General features: G+C 48.3%; 16 protein-coding genes. 8 read left to right on the top strand and 8 right to left on the bottom strand.

Annotated elements, in window-relative coordinates; translation table 11 throughout:
* Positions 1-95: 95 nt before the first annotated feature.
* Genes PQQ36_RS10805 through PQQ36_RS10790 form a run of 4 tightly spaced genes read left to right on the top strand, consistent with a single transcriptional unit; the run spans position 96 to position 5,944 of the window.
* On the top strand, positions 96-1,127 hold the full coding sequence (locus tag PQQ36_RS10805; protein WP_273661186.1) for an efflux RND transporter periplasmic adaptor subunit: 1,032 nt from the start codon (positions 96-98) through the stop codon (positions 1,125-1,127).
* Entirely contained in the window at positions 1,099-2,214 is a 1,116-nt protein-coding gene (locus PQQ36_RS10800) for an efflux RND transporter periplasmic adaptor subunit (protein WP_373023483.1), read from the top strand. The genes PQQ36_RS10805 and PQQ36_RS10800 overlap by 29 nt, the downstream gene beginning before the upstream one ends.
* The gene (gene vmeI / locus PQQ36_RS10795) at positions 2,207-5,314 is read left to right on the top strand and encodes an efflux RND transporter permease subunit VmeI (protein WP_225485614.1); all 3,108 of its coding nucleotides are present in this window, start codon (positions 2,207-2,209) and stop codon (positions 5,312-5,314) included. Before PQQ36_RS10800 ends, vmeI begins: the two co-directional genes overlap by 8 nt.
* A gap of 60 nt (positions 5,315-5,374) precedes the next feature.
* Entirely contained in the window at positions 5,375-5,944 is a 570-nt protein-coding gene (locus PQQ36_RS10790; RefSeq protein WP_130341324.1) for a DNA-3-methyladenine glycosylase I, read from the top strand.
* 74 nt (positions 5,945-6,018) lie between these two features.
* Here the strand turns inward: PQQ36_RS10790 and PQQ36_RS10785 are convergent, their stop codons facing one another.
* Entirely contained in the window at positions 6,019-7,227 is a 1,209-nt protein-coding gene (locus PQQ36_RS10785) for a cystathionine beta-lyase (RefSeq protein WP_011080694.1), read from the bottom strand.
* A gap of 124 nt (positions 7,228-7,351) precedes the next feature.
* Entirely contained in the window at positions 7,352-8,806 is a 1,455-nt protein-coding gene (cls, locus tag PQQ36_RS10780) for a cardiolipin synthase (RefSeq protein WP_045597796.1), read from the bottom strand.
* 352 nt (positions 8,807-9,158) lie between these two features.
* On the opposite strand from cls, the gene PQQ36_RS10775 reads away from it, so the two are divergent.
* The 4 genes from PQQ36_RS10775 to PQQ36_RS10760 all read left to right on the top strand — a co-directional run bounded on the left by PQQ36_RS10775 (position 9,159) and on the right by PQQ36_RS10760 (position 14,098).
* Complete coding sequence (locus PQQ36_RS10775; RefSeq protein WP_273661184.1) at positions 9,159-10,586, top strand: sodium-dependent transporter; 1,428 nt, start codon at positions 9,159-9,161, stop codon at positions 10,584-10,586.
* 133 nt (positions 10,587-10,719) lie between these two features.
* Complete coding sequence (locus PQQ36_RS10770) at positions 10,720-12,336, top strand: methyl-accepting chemotaxis protein (RefSeq protein ID WP_273661183.1); 1,617 nt, start codon at positions 10,720-10,722, stop codon at positions 12,334-12,336.
* Positions 12,337-12,449: 113 nt separating this feature from the next.
* A complete protein-coding gene (locus tag PQQ36_RS10765) occupies positions 12,450-13,145 on the top strand; it encodes a TIGR01621 family pseudouridine synthase (protein ID WP_273661182.1) in 696 nt (231 codons plus the stop codon).
* A gap of 20 nt (positions 13,146-13,165) precedes the next feature.
* Positions 13,166-14,098, top strand: a complete 933-nt coding sequence (locus PQQ36_RS10760; RefSeq protein ID WP_047109107.1) for a class I SAM-dependent methyltransferase — start codon at positions 13,166-13,168, stop codon at positions 14,096-14,098.
* 68 nt (positions 14,099-14,166) lie between these two features.
* On the opposite strand, the gene PQQ36_RS10755 is transcribed toward PQQ36_RS10760, so the two are convergent.
* From PQQ36_RS10755 to PQQ36_RS10730, 6 genes are all read right to left on the bottom strand, one after another.
* Positions 14,167-15,210 (bottom strand): hybrid-cluster NAD(P)-dependent oxidoreductase, encoded by a 1,044-nt coding sequence (locus PQQ36_RS10755; protein WP_273661181.1) that lies wholly within the window; start codon positions 15,208-15,210, stop codon positions 14,167-14,169.
* 61 nt (positions 15,211-15,271) lie between these two features.
* Positions 15,272-16,933: a hydroxylamine reductase gene (hcp, locus tag PQQ36_RS10750; protein WP_060531943.1), complete on the bottom strand. Its 1,662-nt coding sequence runs from the start codon at positions 16,931-16,933 to the stop codon at positions 15,272-15,274.
* Positions 16,934-17,136: 203 nt separating this feature from the next.
* Positions 17,137-18,666, bottom strand: coding sequence for a nitric oxide reductase transcriptional regulator NorR (gene norR / locus PQQ36_RS10745; RefSeq protein ID WP_273661179.1), 1,530 nt, complete (start codon positions 18,664-18,666; stop codon positions 17,137-17,139).
* 105 nt (positions 18,667-18,771) lie between these two features.
* The gene (locus PQQ36_RS10740; RefSeq protein ID WP_061058436.1) at positions 18,772-19,395 is read right to left on the bottom strand and encodes a CDP-alcohol phosphatidyltransferase family protein; all 624 of its coding nucleotides are present in this window, start codon (positions 19,393-19,395) and stop codon (positions 18,772-18,774) included.
* Entirely contained in the window at positions 19,385-20,035 is a 651-nt protein-coding gene (locus PQQ36_RS10735) for an ATP-binding cassette domain-containing protein (RefSeq protein ID WP_263199123.1), read from the bottom strand. The genes PQQ36_RS10740 and PQQ36_RS10735 overlap by 11 nt, the downstream gene beginning before the upstream one ends.
* Complete coding sequence (locus tag PQQ36_RS10730; protein WP_273661178.1) at positions 20,001-21,701, bottom strand: ABC transporter permease; 1,701 nt, start codon at positions 21,699-21,701, stop codon at positions 20,001-20,003. The genes PQQ36_RS10735 and PQQ36_RS10730 overlap by 35 nt, the downstream gene beginning before the upstream one ends.
* Between the last annotated feature and the right edge of the window lie 12 nt (positions 21,702-21,713).

Raw genomic sequence — 21,713 nt, 5'->3', positions numbered from 1 at the left:
TTTATTAAATTTCAGATATTTACAAAGCTGTTAACTGGAACAAAATCATAGTTTCATCTAAGGTATAGAGAACATTTTCTAACAGGATGATAACCATGAGAAAAGCATTGGTTTTTCTTGCTGTCGCCACAGCATTGGGAGGATGTGGTCGAGAGCTTCCTCCTATTCCCGAGCCCGATTCGCGGCCTGCCAAGTTATTCACGGTGTCGGTGGGTGACGCCAAATTTGAACGAACTTTTCCTGCTGTTTCTGAAGCGGGTGATAAGGCAGTTTTAACATTTCGTGTCCCTGGACAATTGCAGACCATTGACGTTACTGCAGGTCAAAGAGTGACAAAAGGGCAGGTTTTAGCCACCTTGAACCCAGATGAGTACGCGTTGCTGGCAAAACAAGCGAGAGCAAATTTTAAACTGGCGGATGTGCAATATGAGCGCTACAAAAAGCTTCGCGCCGATAAGGTGGTCTCTGAGCAAGACTTCGATCAAGCACAAGCCAACCACAACTCTGCGCGCGCTACGTTAGAGCAAGCTGAGGCCAACCTTCGTTACACTAAGCTGATTGCACCTTATGATGGCACCATTTCTCTTATTTCAGCTGAAAATCACGAATACGTTGCGGCCAAACAAGGCGTAATGAATATCCAAACCAATCAATTGATGAAGGTGATTTTCCAATTGCCAGATCATCTATTGGGCCGTTTCTCTCGGGGTGTTGAGCCGAACGCGGTGATGCGTTTTGACGCATTCCCAGGGAGCGAATTCCCCCTGCGCTTCCAAGAAATCGATACCGAAGCGGATACCAAAACCGGCAGTTATAAAGTCACTATGATCATGGAGCGTCCTGCCGATCTTGGGGTGCTCCCCGGTATGGCTGGTAGTGTCCACGTGAGTGCCAAATCTCAATCTGCCACACAAATCCCTACCTCTGCCATCTTTAAGCAAGATGAGAAAAAGTATGTTTGGCGAGTGAATGATCAGAGCATTGTTGAGCTCGCGGAAGTGGAGCTTAACGACAAGCGCGAAGTGGTTAATGGTCTCAATGATGGTGACCAAATCATTATTTCTGGTGTCAGTGGTATCGAGTCAGGGATAAAAGTTCGTGAATGGGTTAAAGAGCGAGGGCTATAACGTGAATAAATGGATTGGTTTAACCGCGTTGTCCGCCGCTTTACTGTTAGCCGGATGTGGGCAACAAAATCAGCCAGCCGCTATGGCTGACCCAAATGTCAAAATTGTCTCGTTGACTGACAAAGAGATGATCGACAGCCTCTATTTCCCTGCTGTAGCAAACGCTGCAGAACGTTCTCACCTCAGTTTTCGAGTCGCTGGAGAAGTCAGGAGCTTATACGTCAAAGAAGGGGATAGGATAAAAAAAGGCGATGTGATTGCTGAACTTGACCCCACTGATTACCGCTTAGACGTGGATAACGCGCAAGCAAGGTTCTCGGTAGTGGATAGCCAGTTTAAGCGCTCGGAGCCGCTGGTGAAAAAAGGGTTACTGGCAAAATCTCAGTTTGATGAGATCGCTGCGCAGCGCCAAATTGCACTGGCTGAACTTGAATTGGCAAAACTGCGCCTCTCGTTTACACAGTTAAAAGCACCTGTTGACGGCATCATTTCACGGGTCAGTGTTGATCAATTTGAAAACGTTCAAGTTGGGCAGCAAGTGGTCAACATTCACAGTGTTGATGAAGTCGAAATCTTAATTCAGCTTCCCGATCAGCTGTATGTCAATCAGCCCACCAGAGAAAAGCTTGAGCACGTTGATGCCCTAGTTCGTGTTCGCAGTGGAAATGAGTACTCGGCAAAAATCAAAGAGTTCACCACAGAGCCCGATCCAAAAACAGGCACCTTTACGGTCACGCTGACCATGCCGATGCCGGAAAAAGAGTACATCTTAGACGGCATGGCCGTTGAGGTGACTTCACGAGGAGAAGGGGTCGGGCTGGAGTTGAACTCGGGTATTCGTGTACCGATTGAGGCCATTTTTAATGCCGATGGGGATGAGCTGAATCGAGAGAAAAAATTTGTTTGGGTGTTAAACGCGGACAATAGCGTTAGCAAACGTCAAGTCGTTGTAGGTAAAGCGTCGAAAGAGAGTGCGCAAATTATTGAGGGGCTAACGCATTCAGAGCAAGTGGTGGTGGCGGGTATCGCACGACTGCGCGACGGCATTAAAGTGAATGTGATTTCTCAGGAGGCGAACAATGAGTGATAAACCAGTAGTGTCGCCTCAAAGCGATGATGAAGTAACGGGCGTCGCAGCGTATTTTATTCGAAATCGTGTGATTAGTTGGATGATTTCGCTGATCTTTTTGATTGGTGGGGTGGCTGCGTTTTTTGGTTTAGGTCGTTTAGAAGATCCGGCCTTTACCATCAAAGACGCAATGGTGGTGACTTCCTATCCGGGTGCCACACCTCAGCAGGTTGAAGAAGAGGTGACTTATCCGCTTGAGAAAGCGATTCAGCAATTAACTTATGTGGATGAGGTTAACTCCATTTCCAGCCGCGGGTTATCTCAAATCACTGTGACCATGAAAAACAATTATGGTCCGGATGATCTGCCACAAATCTGGGATGAACTGCGTCGTAAAGTCAACGACCTTAAAGGTCAGCTTCCTCCCGGAGTGAATGACCCGCAAGTGATTGATGACTTTGGTGATGTGTACGGGATTTTACTTGCAGTCACAGGCGATGGTTACAGTTATAAAGAACTGCTGGATTATGTCGATTATTTAAGGCGTGAGCTTGAACTGGTCGATGGGGTCAGCAAAGTTTCCGTCACTGGACAACAGCAAGAGCAAGTGTTTATCGAGATATCGATGAAGCGTTTAAGTAGCTTAGGTATTTCACCAAACACGGTCTTTAACCTGCTTTCGACGCAAAACGTGGTGTCTGACGCTGGTGCGATCCGAATTGGCGATGAATACATCCGTATCCATCCTACGGGTGAGTTCCAAAACGTCGATCAGTTGGGCGATCTCATCATCACCGAGAGCGGAGCTCAGGGATTGATCTATCTTCGCGACGTGGCCGATATCAAGCGTGGCTACGTTGAAGTGCCGAACAACATCATCAACTTCAATGGCAAACTGGCGTTGAACGTCGGCGTTTCTTTTGCACAAGGTGTCAACGTGGTGGAAGTGGGTAAATCCTTCGACCGTCGCCTAGCAGAACTGAAATACCAGCAACCGGTTGGCATTGATATCTCCGAGATTTATAGCCAACCGAAAGAAGTGGATAAGTCGGTCAGCGGATTCGTGGTGAGTTTGGGGCAAGCAGTAGCGATTGTTATTATCGTCCTGTTGTTCTTTATGGGTTTGCGCTCTGGCCTGTTGATTGGTTTGATTTTGCTGCTCACGGTACTGGGTACCTTCATCTTCATGCAGTATTTCAAGATCGACTTGCAACGTATCTCTCTCGGCGCGTTGGTTATCGCACTGGGGATGCTGGTGGATAACGCCATTGTGGTGGTTGAAGGGATATTGATTGGCACGCAAAAAGGCCGAACGCGTCTGCAGGCCGCGACCGACATTGTCACGCAAACCAAGTGGCCGCTCCTTGGGGCGACGGTCATTGCGGTGACCGCGTTTGCTCCTATCGGTCTGTCGGAAGATGCAACAGGTGAATACTGTGGCACTCTCTTTACCGTGTTGCTGATTTCTCTGATGCTGAGTTGGTTCACTGCGATTTCTTTAACGCCTTTCTTCGCCGATATTTTCTTTAAAGGCCAGAAAGTGAATGTGTCAGAATCGGGCGAAGAAGTGGACCCGTATAACGGCATGATCTTCGTGGTATACAAGAACTTCTTAGAGTTCTGTATGAAGCGAGCTTGGTTGACCATGATCGTGTTGGTGCTGGGTTTAGGCGTCAGTTTGTACGGCTTTACATTGGTTAAGCAGGCATTCTTTCCATCGTCGACCACGCCAATGTTCCAAGCCGATATCTGGCTGCCAGAAGGGACGGACATTCGAGCGACTAACACCAAGCTTAAAGCGTTGGAAAGCTGGTTAGCCGAACAAGACAATGTCGAGCACATCACGACCACAGCGGGTAAGGGTTTGCAGCGTTTCATGCTGACCTACGCACCAGAGAAGAGCTATGCCGCGTATGGTGAAATTACTACGCGTGTCACCAGCTATGAAGCCCTTGCTCCTTTGATGGCGAAATTCCGCCAGCATGTCAAAGATAACTTCCCAGAGATCAACTACAAATTGAAGCAAATTGAGTTAGGTCCAGGCGGTGGTGCGAAGATCGAAGCGCGCATTATCGGTTCGGATCCAACGGTATTGCGCTCAATTGCCGCTCAGGTGATGGATATCATGTACGCCGATGCAGGGGCAACCAACGTTCGCCACGACTGGCGTGAACGTACCAAAGTGCTTGAGCCACAGTTTAACGAAAGCCAAGCTAGACGTTACGGCATCACAAAGTCGGATGTGGACGATTTCCTTGCCATGTCGTTTTCGGGAATGGCGATTGGTATTTATCGTGATGGTACGACGTTAATGCCGATCGTTGCCCGTCTACCTGATGAAGAGCGTGTGGACATTCGTAATATCGAAGGGATGAAAATTTGGAGCCCGGCGTTAAGCGAATTCATTCCTCTTCAACAGGTGACGTTAGGCTATGAATTGCTTTGGGAAGACCCAATTATTGTGCGCAAGAACCGCAAACGCGTGCTGACGGTGATGGCTGACCCTGACATTCTTGGTGAAGAGACCGCGTCAACGTTACAGAAACGTTTGATGCCACAAATCGAAGCCATTCAACTTCCACCAGGTTACTCTCTGGAATGGGGTGGGGAATATGAATCCTCTCGTGATGCACAAGCGTCGCTCTTTACCACCATGCCAATGGGTTACCTGTTTATGTTCTTGATCACTGTGTTCTTGTTTAACTCAGTGAAAGAGCCATTGATCGTTTGGCTGACGGTGCCTCTGGCGGTGATTGGGGTAACAACCGGCTTGTTAGCGCTCAATACGCCATTTGGTTTTATGGCGTTACTCGGCTTCTTAAGCTTGTCTGGCATGCTGTTGAAAAACGGTATCGTATTGCTTGATCAAATCGAAATAGAGATGAAGTCAGGCAAAGATCCGTATGTTGCGGTTGTGGATGCTGCGTTGAGCCGTGTTCGCCCAGTCTGTATGGCGGCGATCACCACGATTCTGGGCATGGTGCCTCTGTTACCCGACATTTTCTTTAAGCCGATGGCAGTCACCATCATGTTTGGTCTGGGTTTTGCGACAATCCTGACACTGATTGTCGTGCCAGTGTTGTATCGTCTCTTCCACAAAGTGGCGGTGCCGAAATAATTAATCGGCCTAGGAATCTAAACGCCTTCACCTTGTGAGGGCGTTTTTATAAGGAATTAGATGATGGCAGAACAAAAAACATGTGCGTGGGCGATGAATCACCCTTTAGAGCGTGAATATCATGATTCGGAATGGGGTAAGCCTGTTTACGACGACACCGTACTTTTTGAGTTCATTACGTTAGAAGGTGCACAGGCAGGATTGAGTTGGATTACTATTCTGAAAAAACGTCAAGGTTATCGAGAGGCTTTTGAAGGCTATGATCTCAAACGACTCGCGCAACAGGGAGAGCAAAGGGTTGAGGCGATCATCGCTCAGTACGATGTGGTGAAACATCGTGGGAAAATTGCGTCGGTGTTTAGTAATGCACGCGCGGCATTGGCGCTTCAAGAAGAGTTTGGTTCACTGTCTAACGCTTTGTGGTCTTTTGTTGACCATCAGCCGATTGTTAACCAATGGCAATCAATGGATGAAGTGCCCGCGGTCACGGAGCAATCTAAAGCGCTCAGCAAGTTTCTTAAAAAGCGTGGCTTCAAGTTTGTTGGAGAAACCATTTGCTATGCCTTCATGCAGGCTGTCGGGATGGTCGATGACCATTTAATTCACTGCCCCAGCAAAGCATGCAGATAAAAAACAGCCCCGCAGAGATGAGGGGCTGTTTGATGTGCATCAGCGGGTGGGTCGCCTGATGAGGTAAACCGCCGTTAGCTGAGAGAGGTTTCTCTTTCAAGAATCAATGCGTTATAACGTTCAAACCCCGCTTCGAGATCGGCAATTAGGTCTTCGACATTTTCTAAACCAATATGCAGGCGGATCAAGGTGCCTTCAAAGTTCGGATTGGCGACAGTACGTAAGCTTGAGAAACTCTTTGGTTCATTGGCCAAAATTAAGCTTTCAAATCCACCCCACGAATAGCCCATGCTGAAGTGTTTCATTCCATCGAGCAGCGCTGTGGTTGCACGAGGGTATGAGGTCTTCAATACAAAAGAAAACAGGCCATTACCGCCAGTGAAATCACGGTTAAAAAACTCGTGGCCAGGGCAGCTCTCCAATGCTGGGTGGCGAACATGGTCCACTTCTGGTCGGGTTGCGAGCCATTGCGCGACTTTTAGGCTGGCTTGTTCGTGTTGACGCAAACGTACATCAATCGTTCTTAGACCACGCAGACCAAGATAGGCGTCATCCGGTGAGACGCACTGTCCCATCAAATAACTTTGCTCACGCAACTGATCCCAATAGGGCTCGCTTGCGACAGCGGTTCCCAGCATCACATCCGAATGGCCGACGATGTACTTCGTTGCTGCTTGAATCGAGATGTCTACTCCGTGCTCGAAAGGTGAGAAGTTGACACCGGCGCCCCACGTGTTATCCAACATCACGATGATACCGTGCTCATGCGCAATACGTGCGAGGGTAGGGACATCTTGCACTTCCATGGTAATAGAGCCGGGAGATTCCAAAAACAGCACTTTGGTATTGGGTTTGATGAGCTCACGAATGCCTTCTCCAACCATCGGATCGTAATAGGTGGTTTCTACCCCCATTTTTTTCATGATCTTATCGCAGAAATCGCGAGTTGGTTCGTAGCAGGTATCGACCATCAGAATGTGATCGCCGGTTTCGACGAAGGAAAGAATCGCGTTGGAAATGGCGGCGGTGCCACATGGGTAAAGTGCGCAACCAGCACCGCCCTCAATTTGTGTCATCGCTTCTTGAAAGGCGAAGTGGGTATGAGTGCCGCGACGGCCGTAAAAAAGTGTTTTGTTGGCTCGATTGACGGTCGCGTGGTGTTTGTCTGCCACTGTGTCAAAAACCACCGTCGACGCACGTTGAATTGGCGGGTTTACCACGCCATTTGTCCATTTTTTATCGCGTCCAGCGGTGACCAGCTTGGTTTGTTTGCCTTCCGACATGTTAATTCCTTGTCTATGAGAGAATGCCCTATTTAAAACATGGAGCGTATAGGCTTGGCAAGGGTTGCAAAGCAAAAACATCCCCGACAAGGGGATGTTTTCAAGTTGTCACTGTGGGTGAGTTTCACAGCAAAGGATTAAAGAGGTAGTAGAGTCGCTCTAAAAAGCGCGAGTAAAGCGAGCGTTTGTTCCATTCGCTCAGATGAACAGGATGAGCGCGCGATTTGTAGTTTTGTTGCAATTGGTGCATTTGTTGGGTGAAATGCTCATCATCTACCGCCAGTGTGACTTCAAAATTGAGCCACAAACTGCGCATGTCGATGTTGACCGTCCCGACGAGACAAAACTCTTGGTCGATGACAACGGATTTGGTATGCAGTAAGCCCCCATAAAACTCAAAAATTTTGACCCCAGCTTCCATCAACTCGCTATAAAACGACCGTGATGCCCACTGAACCATTAAAGAATCATTCTTATGAGGAATGATCAACTGAACGTCGATACCACGTTGAGCGGTCATTTTTAATGTGTCGAGCAGATTGATGCTTGGCACAAAGTAAGGTGTGGTAATCGTGACCGAGTGGTTCGCTTGGTTGATGGCGAGAATCAACACTTGAGAAATCAAGTTCTCCGGCATGCCGGGGCCCGATGGAACCACTTGAATGGGGTTTTGGTATTGCCTCGAGTCTAACGGGCATTCAGGCAGTCTGGGTAATTGGCGATGTCCAGTTTCTACTTCCCAATCCCAGCAATGAATGGCGGAAAGCACGTTCACCGTTGGGCCTGTCAAACGCACCATGATATCCACCCATTGCCCAACGCCGCTGCTTTGTTTGAAGTAGGCAGGGTCGACCAAATTCATTGAACCTGTGTAGGCAATCTCATCGTCGATAACGATGATTTTTCGGTGTTGTCTTAAATCGAGACGACGTAGAAAAATACGCCATGGGCTCACTTCTAGCGCTTGTACCACATGAATGCCTGCGTTTACCATCATCTGATGCCAATGGCTACGGAAAAATCGTGGACTCCCCGCTGAATCCAGCAACAGTTTGACATCCACACCTCGTTTGGCGGCTTGGATAAGCGCTGAAGCGACAGAATCCGCTAAGCCTCCGGGATGCCAGATATAAAACACCATGCGAATACTACTTTGCGCGTTTTCGATATCTTGAATGACGGAATGAAGAATCTCTTCAGGAGAACGTTGCAGAGAGAGCGTGTTACCGCTGAGTGCGGGTAAGCCCAGCCGAGTATTGCACAATTCGTCAATACGATAGATGTGGCGTCCCATCGACTCTGGCGCATGGGCTTGGCAGTCATTCAGTTGCGAAAACCAAGTGGCAAAGGGTGCAAACATCTCTTTGGCACGCTCGGCTCGTTTGCGGCCTAGATTTAGCTCACCAAACAGAAAATAGCAGGCGACGCCCAGCACAGGGAGAATGTAAATGATCATTAGCCATGCGAGCGAAACGCTCACGGCACGACGCTTTAACACGACACGGAACGTCACACCAGCAATCAGGACCCAATAAAGTCCGATCCCTGCGAGGGTGAGAAAATGGTAGAACTTGTCCATCGCTATCTCGTAGAAACTAGTAAACGATTCAGATAGTAAGCTGAAATAGAAAAATTAGAAATAGCAGCCTCAATAGAGAACCGAGTTCATATAGCGAAAAGTTGTAAAGATTTTGTAAAATTAAGGTTGATGAGGTGTTTGTGGCTAAAAAATCAGCACTTAATCGCGATAATGAAAGATAAGGTGGGAAAATAGACTGTTCGGGCTTCCAATTTTATTCTTAAACTGTTTTACTTGCTAGCAGGATGACGTCAAGCGAACAATGTTCGTGTGTAAAAAATTTTGTACATAACCTATTTAGACGCTCATCTGGATGCAAACACAACATATTTTTTGGAGATAGAGCGTGGATATGAGTAATACAAGTGCAGCACCACGTGACACGTGGGGGTCTAAACCAGGCTTCGTGATGGCAGCCGCAGGCTCTGCGGTCGGTTTAGGCAATATATGGAAGTTTCCTTACACAGCAGGTGAGAGCGGCGGCGGTGCATTCGTTGCGATCTACCTATTTTTCGTTATTTTTATCGGCTTTAGCGTAATGCTCACTGAGTTTGCGATTGGTCGTAAGACAGGTCTTTCTGCAGTTGGCGCATTTAAGTCAACGGATCGTCGTTGGACGTTCACAGGCGTATTAGGTGTATTCAGTGGTCTATTGATCATGGGTTTCTACCCAGTGGTTGGTGGCTGGGCACTGGCTTACATCTTCAAAGTGGGCGGTGGTCTATTAAGCACACCAGACACCATTGGTTCGAGCTTTGGTGCGTTTATTTCCGATCCGGTTCAACCTTTGCTTTGGATGGGTATCTACCTACTACTGAACATCGTAATTGTTATGCGTGGTGTTTCAGGTGGTATCGAGAAAGCGGGCAAGGTCCTAATGCCACTGCTATTTATCATCCTCATCATCGTATCGGTGAAAGGTTTGATGTTGCCAGGTGCGATGGCAGGTCTTGAGTTCCTGTTTATGCCGGACTTCTCAAAAGTAGACAGCAATGTTGTGCTGGCCGCTCTGGGTCAAGCGTTCTTCTCGTTGAGTTTAGGTATGGGTTGTATGATGACTTACGGCTCTTACTTGAAGAAGCAAGAAAACCTTGTACAAACCACGGGTATGGTTACCGCGATGGATACCGGTGTCGCTATCCTAGCGGGTGTGGCTATGTTCCCAGCGATGTTTGCTTTTGGTATGGAGCCAGCCGCTGGCCCTGGTCTTGTATTCGTTGTTGTGCCTCAGTTGTTCTCTGAAATGGGTGGCGTTATTGGTCTAGTTCTAGCGCTCCTGTTCTTTATCGGTTTGACTGTAGCAGCACTGACTTCTTCCGTTTCTCTTCTTGAAGTGGTGGTTTCTTACCTCATCGATGAGAAAGGCATGAAGCGTTCAACGGCTGTTATTTCATCAAGTATTGTGATGGCGTCTTTGTGTATCTTCGCTTCACTGTCACTCGGTGGTGTGGGTCCAAAACTGTTTGATACTGGTGCATTTGATATCTTCGACTTGCTAACCGATAAGATCTTCCTTGCGGTGGGCGGTATGTTGGTGTGTATCTTTGCTGGCTGGCGTTTGAGTCGCGAAGATCTTGAAAAAGAGATCACCAACGACGGCAAAGTTTCTTTCCCACTATTCGGTGTTTGGTACAACCTAGTGAAGTACATTATCCCTGTAGCGATTGCCATCGTAGCAGTGATGGGCATCAAGTCGGGCTTTGATAGCGGCAAAGGCGAGATCATGGTTCTTGGTATTTCCATCTTCGTCTTCGCAGGGCTACTGTCGAAGAAACTCTAAATTCAAATCCGTTTGAGTGATAAAAACCTCCTTCAAAAGGAGGTTTTTTTTTGCGACGCGTCACACTAAACATATTGATTAGCTTGTCGATATAAATGGTGATTGTTCTATTTATATTAAGAAGGGAAGTGTTGTGAAGATGTCAGTCAGGAAAAAGCTCTACGCTGGTTTTGGCAGTATTTTAGCCATTATGCTGGTGATGGTGACGACGATTTGGATAGAAGTGACGGAGTCGCATTCTGTGGCCAATGAAGTGCGTCAAGACGATGTACCAGAAGTGGTTTACTACTTAATTTTGGTGGATGAAGCGGGAGACGTCTACCGTGATGCGATGGGGGTTGTGACAGGCGTAGAAGGCGCAGTGCAAGATTACCGTGACAACAAAGGGGAGTTTGCGGACGCACTAAGAGAAGTGCGTAAGTTAGAGTCTCCAGGATCAGCGGATTATCGTCGTCTGGAGAAAATTGAAGCGCTGATGAAGCGATTTACTGACGATTTCGAAGCGCAGATTTTGACGAAAACCCAGCAAGGTGTGATCGATGAGTCACTGATCATTGCGTTACGTGGCCTATATCAAACCAATTTAATCCCCATTGAAAACATGCTTGATGAAGCGTCTACCGAAGAAATTGCTGGTGCAGATGCGGCCATGGGGGCCTTAGAGGACTCTCTATCTAATATTGAACGCACCATCATGATACTCACCGCGATTGGTATCGTCCTAACATGTACCATTGCTTATCTGCTTTCGAATTCGATTACCGTGCGCTTGAGTAAGCTAGATGAAGTGGCTCAACGTGTTGCTGGTGGCGATCTCACCGCAGAAGATATTGAAGATCGTTCAGGCGATGAGTTGGCTAACCTTGCCGCATCCGTCAATAAAATGCAGCATTCGCTTGTGAGTCTCATTGGCTCAATCTCTTCGGTCACCCGTGAAGTGCAAGTGGTGACTGGCGATCTCAATAATGTGAGCCGAGATATTGTTCAGGGCGCATCCGCGCAAGCTGACAAAGCGAATTTGATTGCCACCGCAGCCGAAGAGCTTAGCCTCACCATCTCTGAAGTAGCGCAACAAGGCACCTCAACGTTTGAGGAAGCCAAACGTTCAGAGTCTTCAGCCGAAGAAGGGCGAAAAGTGATCGTCGATATGGTTGCGAGCATTCAGCAAGTCTCTCAGCAAATGAGTGATATGTCGGTGCAAATGAACGCACTAGGAACACATAGCGAACAAATTGGTAGCGTGATTAAGGTGATTGAAGATATTGCAGCGCAAACCAACCTTTTGGCGTTGAATGCGGCGATTGAAGCGGCCCGCGCTGGTGAGTTTGGCCGTGGTTTTGCGGTGGTAGCAGATGAGGTTAGAGCGTTAGCTGAAAGAACCACCAAAGCGACCAAGGAAGTGGCAGATATCATTCAAGCCATTCAATCAGGGACGCATGATGCGGTGACTTATACTCAAGACAGCTGCCGTTTGGTTGAAATTGGTGTTGAGCAAAGCCAAGGTGCAGTCTCGTCGCTAGAGGCGATCGTGGCTGGAGCGGCGAATGTGCAAAGCATGGTGAATTCAATCGCGACCGCCGCAGAGGAACAGACCGCTGTGACCAAAGAAATCGCCTCTGACATCACGGCCATCAGTGACATCTCAGAGCAATCTCTTGCACTTGCCAATCGCAGCTCAGCCAGCGTGGCAGGGCTGGGAAGCAAAGTGGCACAGCTTGAACAGTTGATTGGTAAGTTCCGTATCGCGTAACACCGCCGCACTCTGGCTCTTTGGCTGGTATTCATGGTGATAAAGGGTATACTTCGCCCTTATTCTTGAAACCAGCCATTGACGCTTCATTGGGCTTAAACGCTTTTTACGCCATGTTTGACATACTCTTCACCCATCCCGATTTTTTAATCATCAACAAATACCCGCATGTTTCGGTACATAAGGACGATGGCGACACCATGTTGCTCCAAGAAGTCGCGAAAGTGAGTGGCGATGAGCAGCTTTACCTCATTCATCGTTTGGACAAAATGACTTCTGGTATTTTGCTGCTGGGAAGAAACAGCACAGCGGCCAGCGCGCTTTCACAACGCTTTGCGCAACGAGAGGTGGAGAAGTTCTATCTCGCCATTGGCGCGAAGAAGCCAAAGAAAAAACAAGGTACCGTTATTGGCGATATGGAACGCTCACGACGGGCCAGCTGGAAGCTGGTCAACAGTAAGCAAAATCCCGCCATCACTCAGTTCTTTTCCCTTGTCGGAGAACCGGGAGAACGTGCCTTTCTGTGTAAACCCCACACGGGCAAAACTCACCAGATCCGCGTGGCGTTAAAATCGGTAGGCTCAAGCATTGTTGGCGATCCCATCTACAATGCGGGCAGCGATTCCGATCGTGGTTACTTGCACGCGTTTTGTCTTGGTTTCCAATACCAAGGTGAGCAATACCTATTCGTGTGCGACCCGAGAAATCAACCTGCCCTGGGTGAGAAATGGAACAGCGAGGCGCTTAACCAAGCGATTGAACAATGGTTAACACCTTGGCAACTCAACTGGCCAACCATCAATAAATAAACGAATGAGTAGAGACAGAGATGCAAGCATCACACCTAACGACATTTTTCCAGCATGTCGAATCGCAGTTACAGCAAGCTCCCGATGAGATTCGCCGTCTTTTTCATGGGCGTGGCCGACGTTTTGAAGGGCTAGAACAAATTACCTGTGATTGGCTGCATGGCCAGCTGATCGTCAATCTCTTCAAACAAGTGGATGAGGCGTTCTTACAATGCCTAAGAGAAGGTTTGTTAGCCCTAACGCACACACCATTGTGGCAAGAGAAGCTTGGTCGCTGTGTGGTGATTCAGCACCGCTATGCCGATGGTGATCCAGCCGAAGTGTTGGTTGGCGAGTTGGAAGCGCGTCCTGTGGTTGTCGAAAGTGGCCTGAAATATCAATTAGATATTGGCCGAAATCAGAACTTTGGCCTCTTTTTGGATATGCGCTATGGCCGCGATTGGGTACGCGAAAATGCCAAACACAAAAATGTACTCAACCTGTTTGCCTACACCTGTGGTTTCTCTGTTGCGGCGATCGCGGGTGGAGCGGACAAAGTGGTGAACGTCGATATGGCCAAATCGTCGTTGTCGAAAGGGCGTGACAACCACAAGTTAAATGAGCACAACATCAATCAGGTTAGCTTCTTGGGATACGACATCTTTAAATCTTGGGGGAAAATCAAAAAAGCGGGCCCTTATGATTTGGTGATTATTGATCCGCCGTCGTTTCAAAAGGGCAGTTTTGCGCTGACCAAGGATTACAAGAAGATTCTTCGCCGTCTGCCAGAGTTATTGACAGACCAAGGTGAGGTGTTGGCATGCGTTAACTCTCCTGCAGTGAGCAGTGATTTCTTGATTGAAAGCATGAAAGAAGAAGCGCCTCAGTTGACCTTCCGTGAGCGTTTGGACAATCCCCCTGAGTTTATGGATATCGACAGTGAAGCCGCGCTGAAAGTGCTGCGCTTCAATTAACAGCGTATCCACCGCACGTGAAAACGCCCTCAATCGTGAGGGCGTTTGTTTATCAAATGCATAGCTTGTTAGTGCAAGCTCACGTCCAGATCCGATTCGATGTGCGATGAGCAAGCCAGAACATAACCTTGCGCAATTTCTTCGGCGGTGAGCGTTTCTTGGCTGATGGAACGCACTTGGCCATTCGCCACTTTGCACTTACATGAGCCACAAATGCCACTGCGACAAGCGACAATCAACGGCAGACCCGCATTTTCAAGTACATCCGCCAACAACTGACCTTTCTTGGCGTTGATGGTTTGGGCGAAGTCAGGCACCGAAATACAAACCTCTTCATCGCTCGCTTCCATAGCTTCGACTTTCTCTGGGGTAAAACTTTCGTGATAAAAGTGGTTCATGTCAAACCCCAAGGCTTGCAAATAGTCTTGCGTGTCTTGCATAAACTGATTTGGCCCACAGAGATAGATGGTACGAGTGGCAAAATCTGGCACCAAATCTTGCAGCCATTGCGCATTGAATCGCCCTTGTGGGTGCGTTGTACCTTGGGCATCTTTGAGCAGCAGCTTTAAGTGGAAATGAGCATAGGCCGACTGGCAGGTTGATAGGTGATCAAAATAGATCGTTTCTTGGGCTGAGCGGGCAATGTGAAGAAACTCAATATCGACATTCATCTCGTTACTCAGCCAATGTTTGGCCATGGCAAAAACGGGAGTGACACCACATCCAGCGCTGATCAAGAGTGCTTTCCCTTGTCCATTTAATTCACGTGGTGGGTGGTCAACACAATTAAACTCACCCGCAGGGGCGAGGGCTTGAACCGTATCTCCGATAAGCAGAGAGTCGATGATGAAGTTTGACACTTTGCCCCCCTCAACTCGTTTGATGGTGAACTGAAGGTATTCTTTACCAGCCAGCGAACTGATTGAGTAGGCACGAAATTCCATCTTGCCGTCGATCTCTACACCAAGGTTAACGAACTGGCCTGGCTTAAATTGAAAAAGCAGCGATTCAGTGAGATCAGCGAGACGGATGGAAACCGTGTCATCAGTTTCAAAAAACTTGTCTACGCATTGCAACGTTGCGGGTTCGTTGCCTTGCCATTCAAAAAACATAGAGCACTCTTTGTTGGGATAGAAGGAAGATAAGTGCCCTCACGAAGGAGGGCACGAGTGATTAAGCGGCAAGAATGGCGTTCAGATCGTCCTGAACATTACCGATGCTGCGCATATCAAACTTCTCTTGAATGATGGCAATCAGGTTAGGGGTCAAAAACGCAGGAGCCGTTGGACCGGTGTAAATGCCTTTCACTCCCAGTGCGAACAAGGTGAGTAGGATAACAATCGCTTTTTGCTCAAACCATGAGAGGACAAGCGTTAGTGGCAGTTCGTTGATACCACAGTCAAACTCTTGTGCCAGCGCCAACGCCAATTGAATCGCGGAGTACGCGTCGTTACATTGGCCAACATCGAGTAGGCGAGGAATGCCGTTGATGTCACCAAAGGTGTTTTTGTTGAAACGGAACTTACCGCAAGCAAGCGTTAAGATCAGCGTATCTTCTGGTGCGGCTTCGGTGAAGTCGGTGTAGTAGCTGCGCTCGGCCTTGTCACCGTCACATCCACCCACAAGGAAGAAATGTTTGATGTTGCCTTGTTTCACTTGATCGATCACCGCAGGGGCGGCATTCATCAGTGCGTTACGGCCAAAGCCGACGGTGATCATGTGCTCAATCTCATCGTGCTGGAAGCCCGGTTGTGCCAACGCAGATTCAATCACGGCACTGAAATCGTCACCTTCAATATGAGCGACACCCGGCCAGCCTACGATGCTACGCGTGAACAAACGGTCTGCGTATTGGCCCACATTGGGGTTCAGCAGGCAGTTTGACGTCATCACAATGGCACCCGGGAAGTTCGCAAATTCTTTTTGTTGGTTTTGCCAAGCACTGCCATAGTTACCAACCAGGTGTGGATATTTGTTCAGTTCTGGATAGCCGTGTGCCGGTAACATTTCACCGTTAGTGTAGACGTTGATGCCTTTGCCTTCGGTTTGTTGCAAGATTTTTTCTAAATCGTGTAAGTCATGGCCGGAAACCAAGATGCATTTGCCTTTGACTGGTTTGACGTTGACCGCGGTAGGAACCGGGTGGCCGAAGGTCGCGGTTTCGCCATGATCGAGCATTTCCATCACTTTGTAGTTCATTAGGCCAATACGCATTGAACAGTCCAGCAGCTCGCCAAGATCTTCAGGATCGGTGCCTAACCAAGCCATGATTTCGTGGTACTCCGCATAAATGTCGTTGTTGGTTTGTTCCAACACGCGTGCGTGTTCCATATAAGCGGCGGCTCCTTTTAAGCCATACAGGCAGAGTAAGCGCAGGCCAATGACGTCTTCATGAACACTTTCTTTGCCACGATTAACCGCAACTTGTGGGGCGAAGGCGAGAATGGCTTGTGCGTTTTCTGGCAGTTCAAACTCGGCAACCGCAGGAACCTCTGACAGTGGCGAGTTTGCCAATGAAGAGGCAGTGAGTACTTGGTCTTTTAGCTGTGCTTTAAATTGAGCGGCTTGAGAGGTTAATTGCAGAATACGTTCAGGATCGAAGTTAACGTTGGTCAGTGTGGAGAAAAACGCTTTTGGCGCCCATTGATTGATTTCATCGTTAATGATGCCGTATCGATGCGCTTGAGTCGCCCAGTAGGAAACCCCTTGTAATGAGTAGACAAGGACGTCTTGCAAATCGGACACTTCTGCGGTTTTTCCGCACATCCCTTGAGCAAAAGAGCAGCCTTTTACGGCTGGGGTTTGAATCGTCTGTTCACATTGAATACAGAACATAGTTGGCGTCTCCGGTGTCGTTACCCCTAAACGAAATGGGTTTAGGTTGTTGTTATTAGATTAAAAACGTTCACCTAAGAGCAGATTGCGTGCCAACTGTTATCTATATGAAATTAAAGAATTTATTTTTAAATTACTCATGCCTGTGATGTAAAAAAGACACGCTGCCCGTGTCTTTTTCACATCAAGAAATACTCAGTTGCTTACGCTTTAACCCCTAATTTTTTCCCCATCCGGTACAAATTGCCTCTGTCCATCTGTAGAAACTCTGCGGCTTTCGCCCAAATTCCATCCGATTGGGATAAAGCGTGTTCAATTAATTGTTTTTGATAGGATTCGACCAACTCTCTCATCCCTTGAGCTTGGTCAGGAAAGAGGGTGGATGTGTTTTTGACATCAAGTTGATTTGTCAGTGTCCCAATATGGTCGCTTCTGATGGTGGTCTGCCCTTGTTGAATGGCATGCAAAGCGGCGCGAGTGAGGGTGTGTTCTAGTTCACGAACGTTACCATACCAAGGAAGATGCTCTAATTGGTTCAAAAGTTTTGGGTGAACATGCAAGTTAGGCTCATTGAATTGATGGCGAACTTTTTCAAGCAGATAGCCGGCTAATACTGGGATATCGCCTTCTCGCTCACGTAGGGCTGGAACCTTGATTGGGAAAACATTCAGACGATGGAAAAGGTCGGCGCGAAAATGGCCTGTTTCGACTTCTTTCTCCAAATCTCGGTTGGTGGCAGCAATGATGCGCACATTCACCAATAGGTGTTTATCACTGCCGACTCGCTGCAATTCCCCTTGCTGAATCACGCGCAGCAATTTGGCTTGCAGTACCAGAGGCAGCTCGCCCACTTCATCAAGAAAAATAGTGCCCCCATCAGCCAGCTCGAATTTCCCTGCACGATGCTGATTGGCGCCGGTAAAGGCGCCCTTTACATGCCCAAACAGCTCACTCTCGGCCAATCCTTCTGGGAGCGCCGCACAGTTCACGTAAATCATCGGCTTGTCACTGCGATGTGATTGCGCATGAACGTTATGCGCCACCAGCTCTTTACCCGTGCCCGTTTCTCCCATGATCAATACCGCGTAATCTGAAGGGGCTACGGTGGTGATTTGTTTGCGCAGCTGATTGATTTGCGGGCTAAATCCCACCATTTCTCCTTGCTGAGATCGCGCTTGCTGGATCAGCGTTTGCGTGACGCTTTTTTGCTTTTTGTTTTGCGCTTTCAAGGCTTTGAACTGGGCAATATTGCGCAAGGTAGCCGCGGTTAAGGCGGTAAAGGTTTCCACCATCACGGGGTCGAGATAATCAAAGGCGCCGACGGTCAGTGCATCCATTGTTAGTACACCAACCAATTGGCCGTCGACATAAAGGCTGCTGCCAAGACAATCGTGCACATCGATACATTGATCTTCGGTGAGCAGCGAACCATCAAAGGGATCGGGTAGGGCGCAATCGGCATCAAAGCGCACCGTGTGGCGACTTTGTAAAATACGCTCTAAACGGGGATGGGTGGCGGGAAAATAACGCCGGCCTAATACCGCTGAGGATAAGCCCTTCACCGCAACGGGCGTAAGAAAACCGTCTTGGTCAAACACAAATAACGCGGCGGCATCACAAGGAAATACCGCAGCGATGCCATCAATCAAGTGTTGGTACTGTTGTTCGCTTGATAGGGTTGAACTTAAATTCAGTGCGATTTTCAACACCGCTTGGTCAATCGTTTGGGACATAACCGCCTCTTATGGGATTTTGAGCGGTTATGCTACCAAGCTGATGTCATTTGAACATCGCATTCAGGCAAAAGTTGATGTTCTATTGACGTCGATCAATTTGTCTTATTCCTCTTCATCAACCTGATTGAGGGTATGAAAGCCAGAGTAGATACGTGTCCCTGTCGTGAACCAACATGCCGCACCAAAGAGGTAAGCAAGTGTCGCGAAAGAGTGTGGGAAGAGGCAGAACAACACAAAACAGGCAATGGTTTCTGTGCCTTCGGTCAGCCCACTCATGTAATAAAGCGATTTGTTTTGATAAACCGGGTTATCAATGCCCCGTTTACCTGCCATTACCGCGAAAGCGAGAAAACTGCTGCCTGTTCCAATGAAAGAGAAAATCAAAAACGCGCCAGCAATGGCGTTTTGTTCTGGGTTGGCCAAGACAAAACCAAAAGGAACGAGCGAGTAGAAGAGAAAGTCCAAGCTGATGTCGAGAAAACCACCTGCGTCAGTGATCCCTTGAATACGTGCTAACGCCCCATCAAGCCCATCACAGACTCGATTTAAAACAATAAAAGCCAATGCCAGCAGGTATTGCTCTGCCATTAGGGCGGGAAGGGCAAAACAGCCTAAGACAAAACCGAGTACGGTGATCTGATTAGCGGTGACACCATAATGGTTGAGCACTTGGGCACTTTGCGTCAGCGGCCAACGTATCACTTTAATGCTAAATCTATCTAACATGGCACTGCTCCCAAGGCCAATGCAGCACTCGGCTTCCCGGCGGCACGTCATCGATATCGTGGGTCACCATCAGTGCTGGGATATTGGCCTGTTGCAGTTGGTTGATTACCCAGTCGCGAAATTGCACTCTCAGTTCCTTATCCAGTTTACTAAATGGCTCGTCGAGCAGCGCCATTTGTGGTTTGGCTAATAGCATTCGTATCAAGCTGACCCGCGCCCGTTGTCCCCCGGAAATTTGCTCTGGATAAGAGTCGGCTAACTCAGACAACGCGATTTTGTCGAGAGCATTGATCGCCTGTGCTTTTCGCTCCGCCCCTTTGATGTCGTTGGGCAGTGCAAACGCTAAATTTTGCCAAATATTCAAATGAGGAAAGAGCATATCATCTTGAAACAAAATACCCACCTGACGCTGGTGGGGGGCCAAAGGTGCAAGATCACGCTGGTTAAGCGAAAGCGTGCCTGAGTATTCAAATTCGTCACTCAAATGACCAGCGATAAGACTCAATAATGTGGATTTTCCGCAACCACTTGGGCCCATTAAGCTAACAATCTCACCGGCGTCAATCGTTAAATTGATGTCGGAAAACAGCGTATCGCCCGAGCGTTTATGGATGGCGAGGTTTTCGAGACAAAACGTCATGAGTTTTAGTGTCCTTAACGCGAGCGTGATGGCGGCGCGTTTGCAAATGTCCAATAAAGAGGGCAATAGAAAAGAAAACGAATGGCAGTATGGCTTGCCACAATGCGTAAATGGCAGTCACGCGACGATCTGAGCCGCTCGAGAGCGCCACCGCTTCCGTGGTAATGGTGGTGATGCGGCCCGCACCGAGGATCAGTGTTGGTAAATATTGTGCAAGACTCACGCTTGCCCCGACTGCCCAAGCATACAAAATAGCCGGCATCAGAATGGGCATCTTGATGCGAATAAAGACCCAAATCGGTGCTTTACCAAGACTGAGCGCAGCGCGTGTGTAGTTGTGGTTGTAGCTGCGCCAAGGGCCATCCAAAGCCAAATAAACAAGCGGAAACGCAAAAAACACGTGTGACCACAATACCCAAAGCGAATAGGCATCGGACGAGAGATAAAGCGTCGCAATTTGCAATCCAAATAAGATTGAAAGCTGTGGGATCAACATCGGCAAGGCAATCACATAACCTGGAAGATGAATGCGATGCTTATCGCGGTATTCATGTGCCACCAAGGCTAAAAGCACAGTCACGCATGCTGTAGCGAGGGCAAAAAGCAAACTTTGTTCTATGGTTGGCAGTACGTTTTGCCATTCGGCCTGCCAAAAGCGATCACTATAACGGCTGGGTAGAAGATCGGGGAATCGCCAGCGGTGGGCAACGCTCCAGAGCAACATCAAAGGAAACATGGTCAGTGCCAGTAACGCTGAAAAAGCAAAGAGTGTTTTTCCTGGCAGCGAAAAACCAAATCGACCGGAATACTGCCAGCGACCAAAATAACCCGTGATACTCTTTTCAAACAGTACGATCGCTGCCATAAGCAGACTGGCGATAACAAACAGAACCATCGCACCTGCGGCAGCTCTTGGTAATAACTCCAACTCAGGATCACTAAACCACTGCCACACCAATACGGCAAACGTGGCAGGATTCGTTGGGCCGAGGATCAAGCTGAGATCAACCACCGCAACGCCATAAGCCATTACAGCAAACAGTGGAAAACGCATTTTTTGTAGCCACTGAGGCAGGACTGTTTTCCACCAGAATTGTGCTGGTGAATAGCCCATGGAGGCGGAGACTTGACTGAGCAGAGCCACGTTTAACTGTTGCAAAACCGGCACGCTCATGAGCAACAAAAATGGGATTTCTTTCAGAGCGAGGGCAATGGTCAACCCCAATGCATACGGATCGTTGACAAACCAAGCATTATCGTCCGTTGATAGGCCCACATCCAACGTTTGCACTGCGACTCGCGCAACCAACCCTGTGGGAGAGAAGAGAAAGGCGAAACCGATAGCAAACGCCACGTGGGGCATCGCAAGCAGCGGAGAGAGTAGCGACTCCACTTTTTTCCAATGGCGGTTTTGCCACAAGGCTTGCAAGATTGCGAAAGTAAACAAGCAAGCCAAGTAGGTACTGAAAAGAGCACTAAACACCGTCAAAGCGATGGATTTTTCCACGCCAGTCCAAGTGAATACCGCCTCAAATCCGACCGAAGACAATTGGTGCAAGCCAACGGGAGGAATATAACCAAAAGACGAGAGTAACACGCCGAATAAGCCCGGAATAACGGGGGCAATGCATACTAAAATCAGTATCAAATAAGCGGCTCTAAACATCGTGCTCTCGTT

This window comes from Vibrio sp. CCUG 15886, from assembly GCF_028570825.1.
Taxonomy (GTDB): Bacteria; Pseudomonadota; Gammaproteobacteria; order Enterobacterales; family Vibrionaceae; genus Vibrio; species Vibrio vulnificus_B.
Note: the sequence above shows the minus strand (reverse complement) of the source record. Positions and strands in the feature narration are given on the sequence as shown.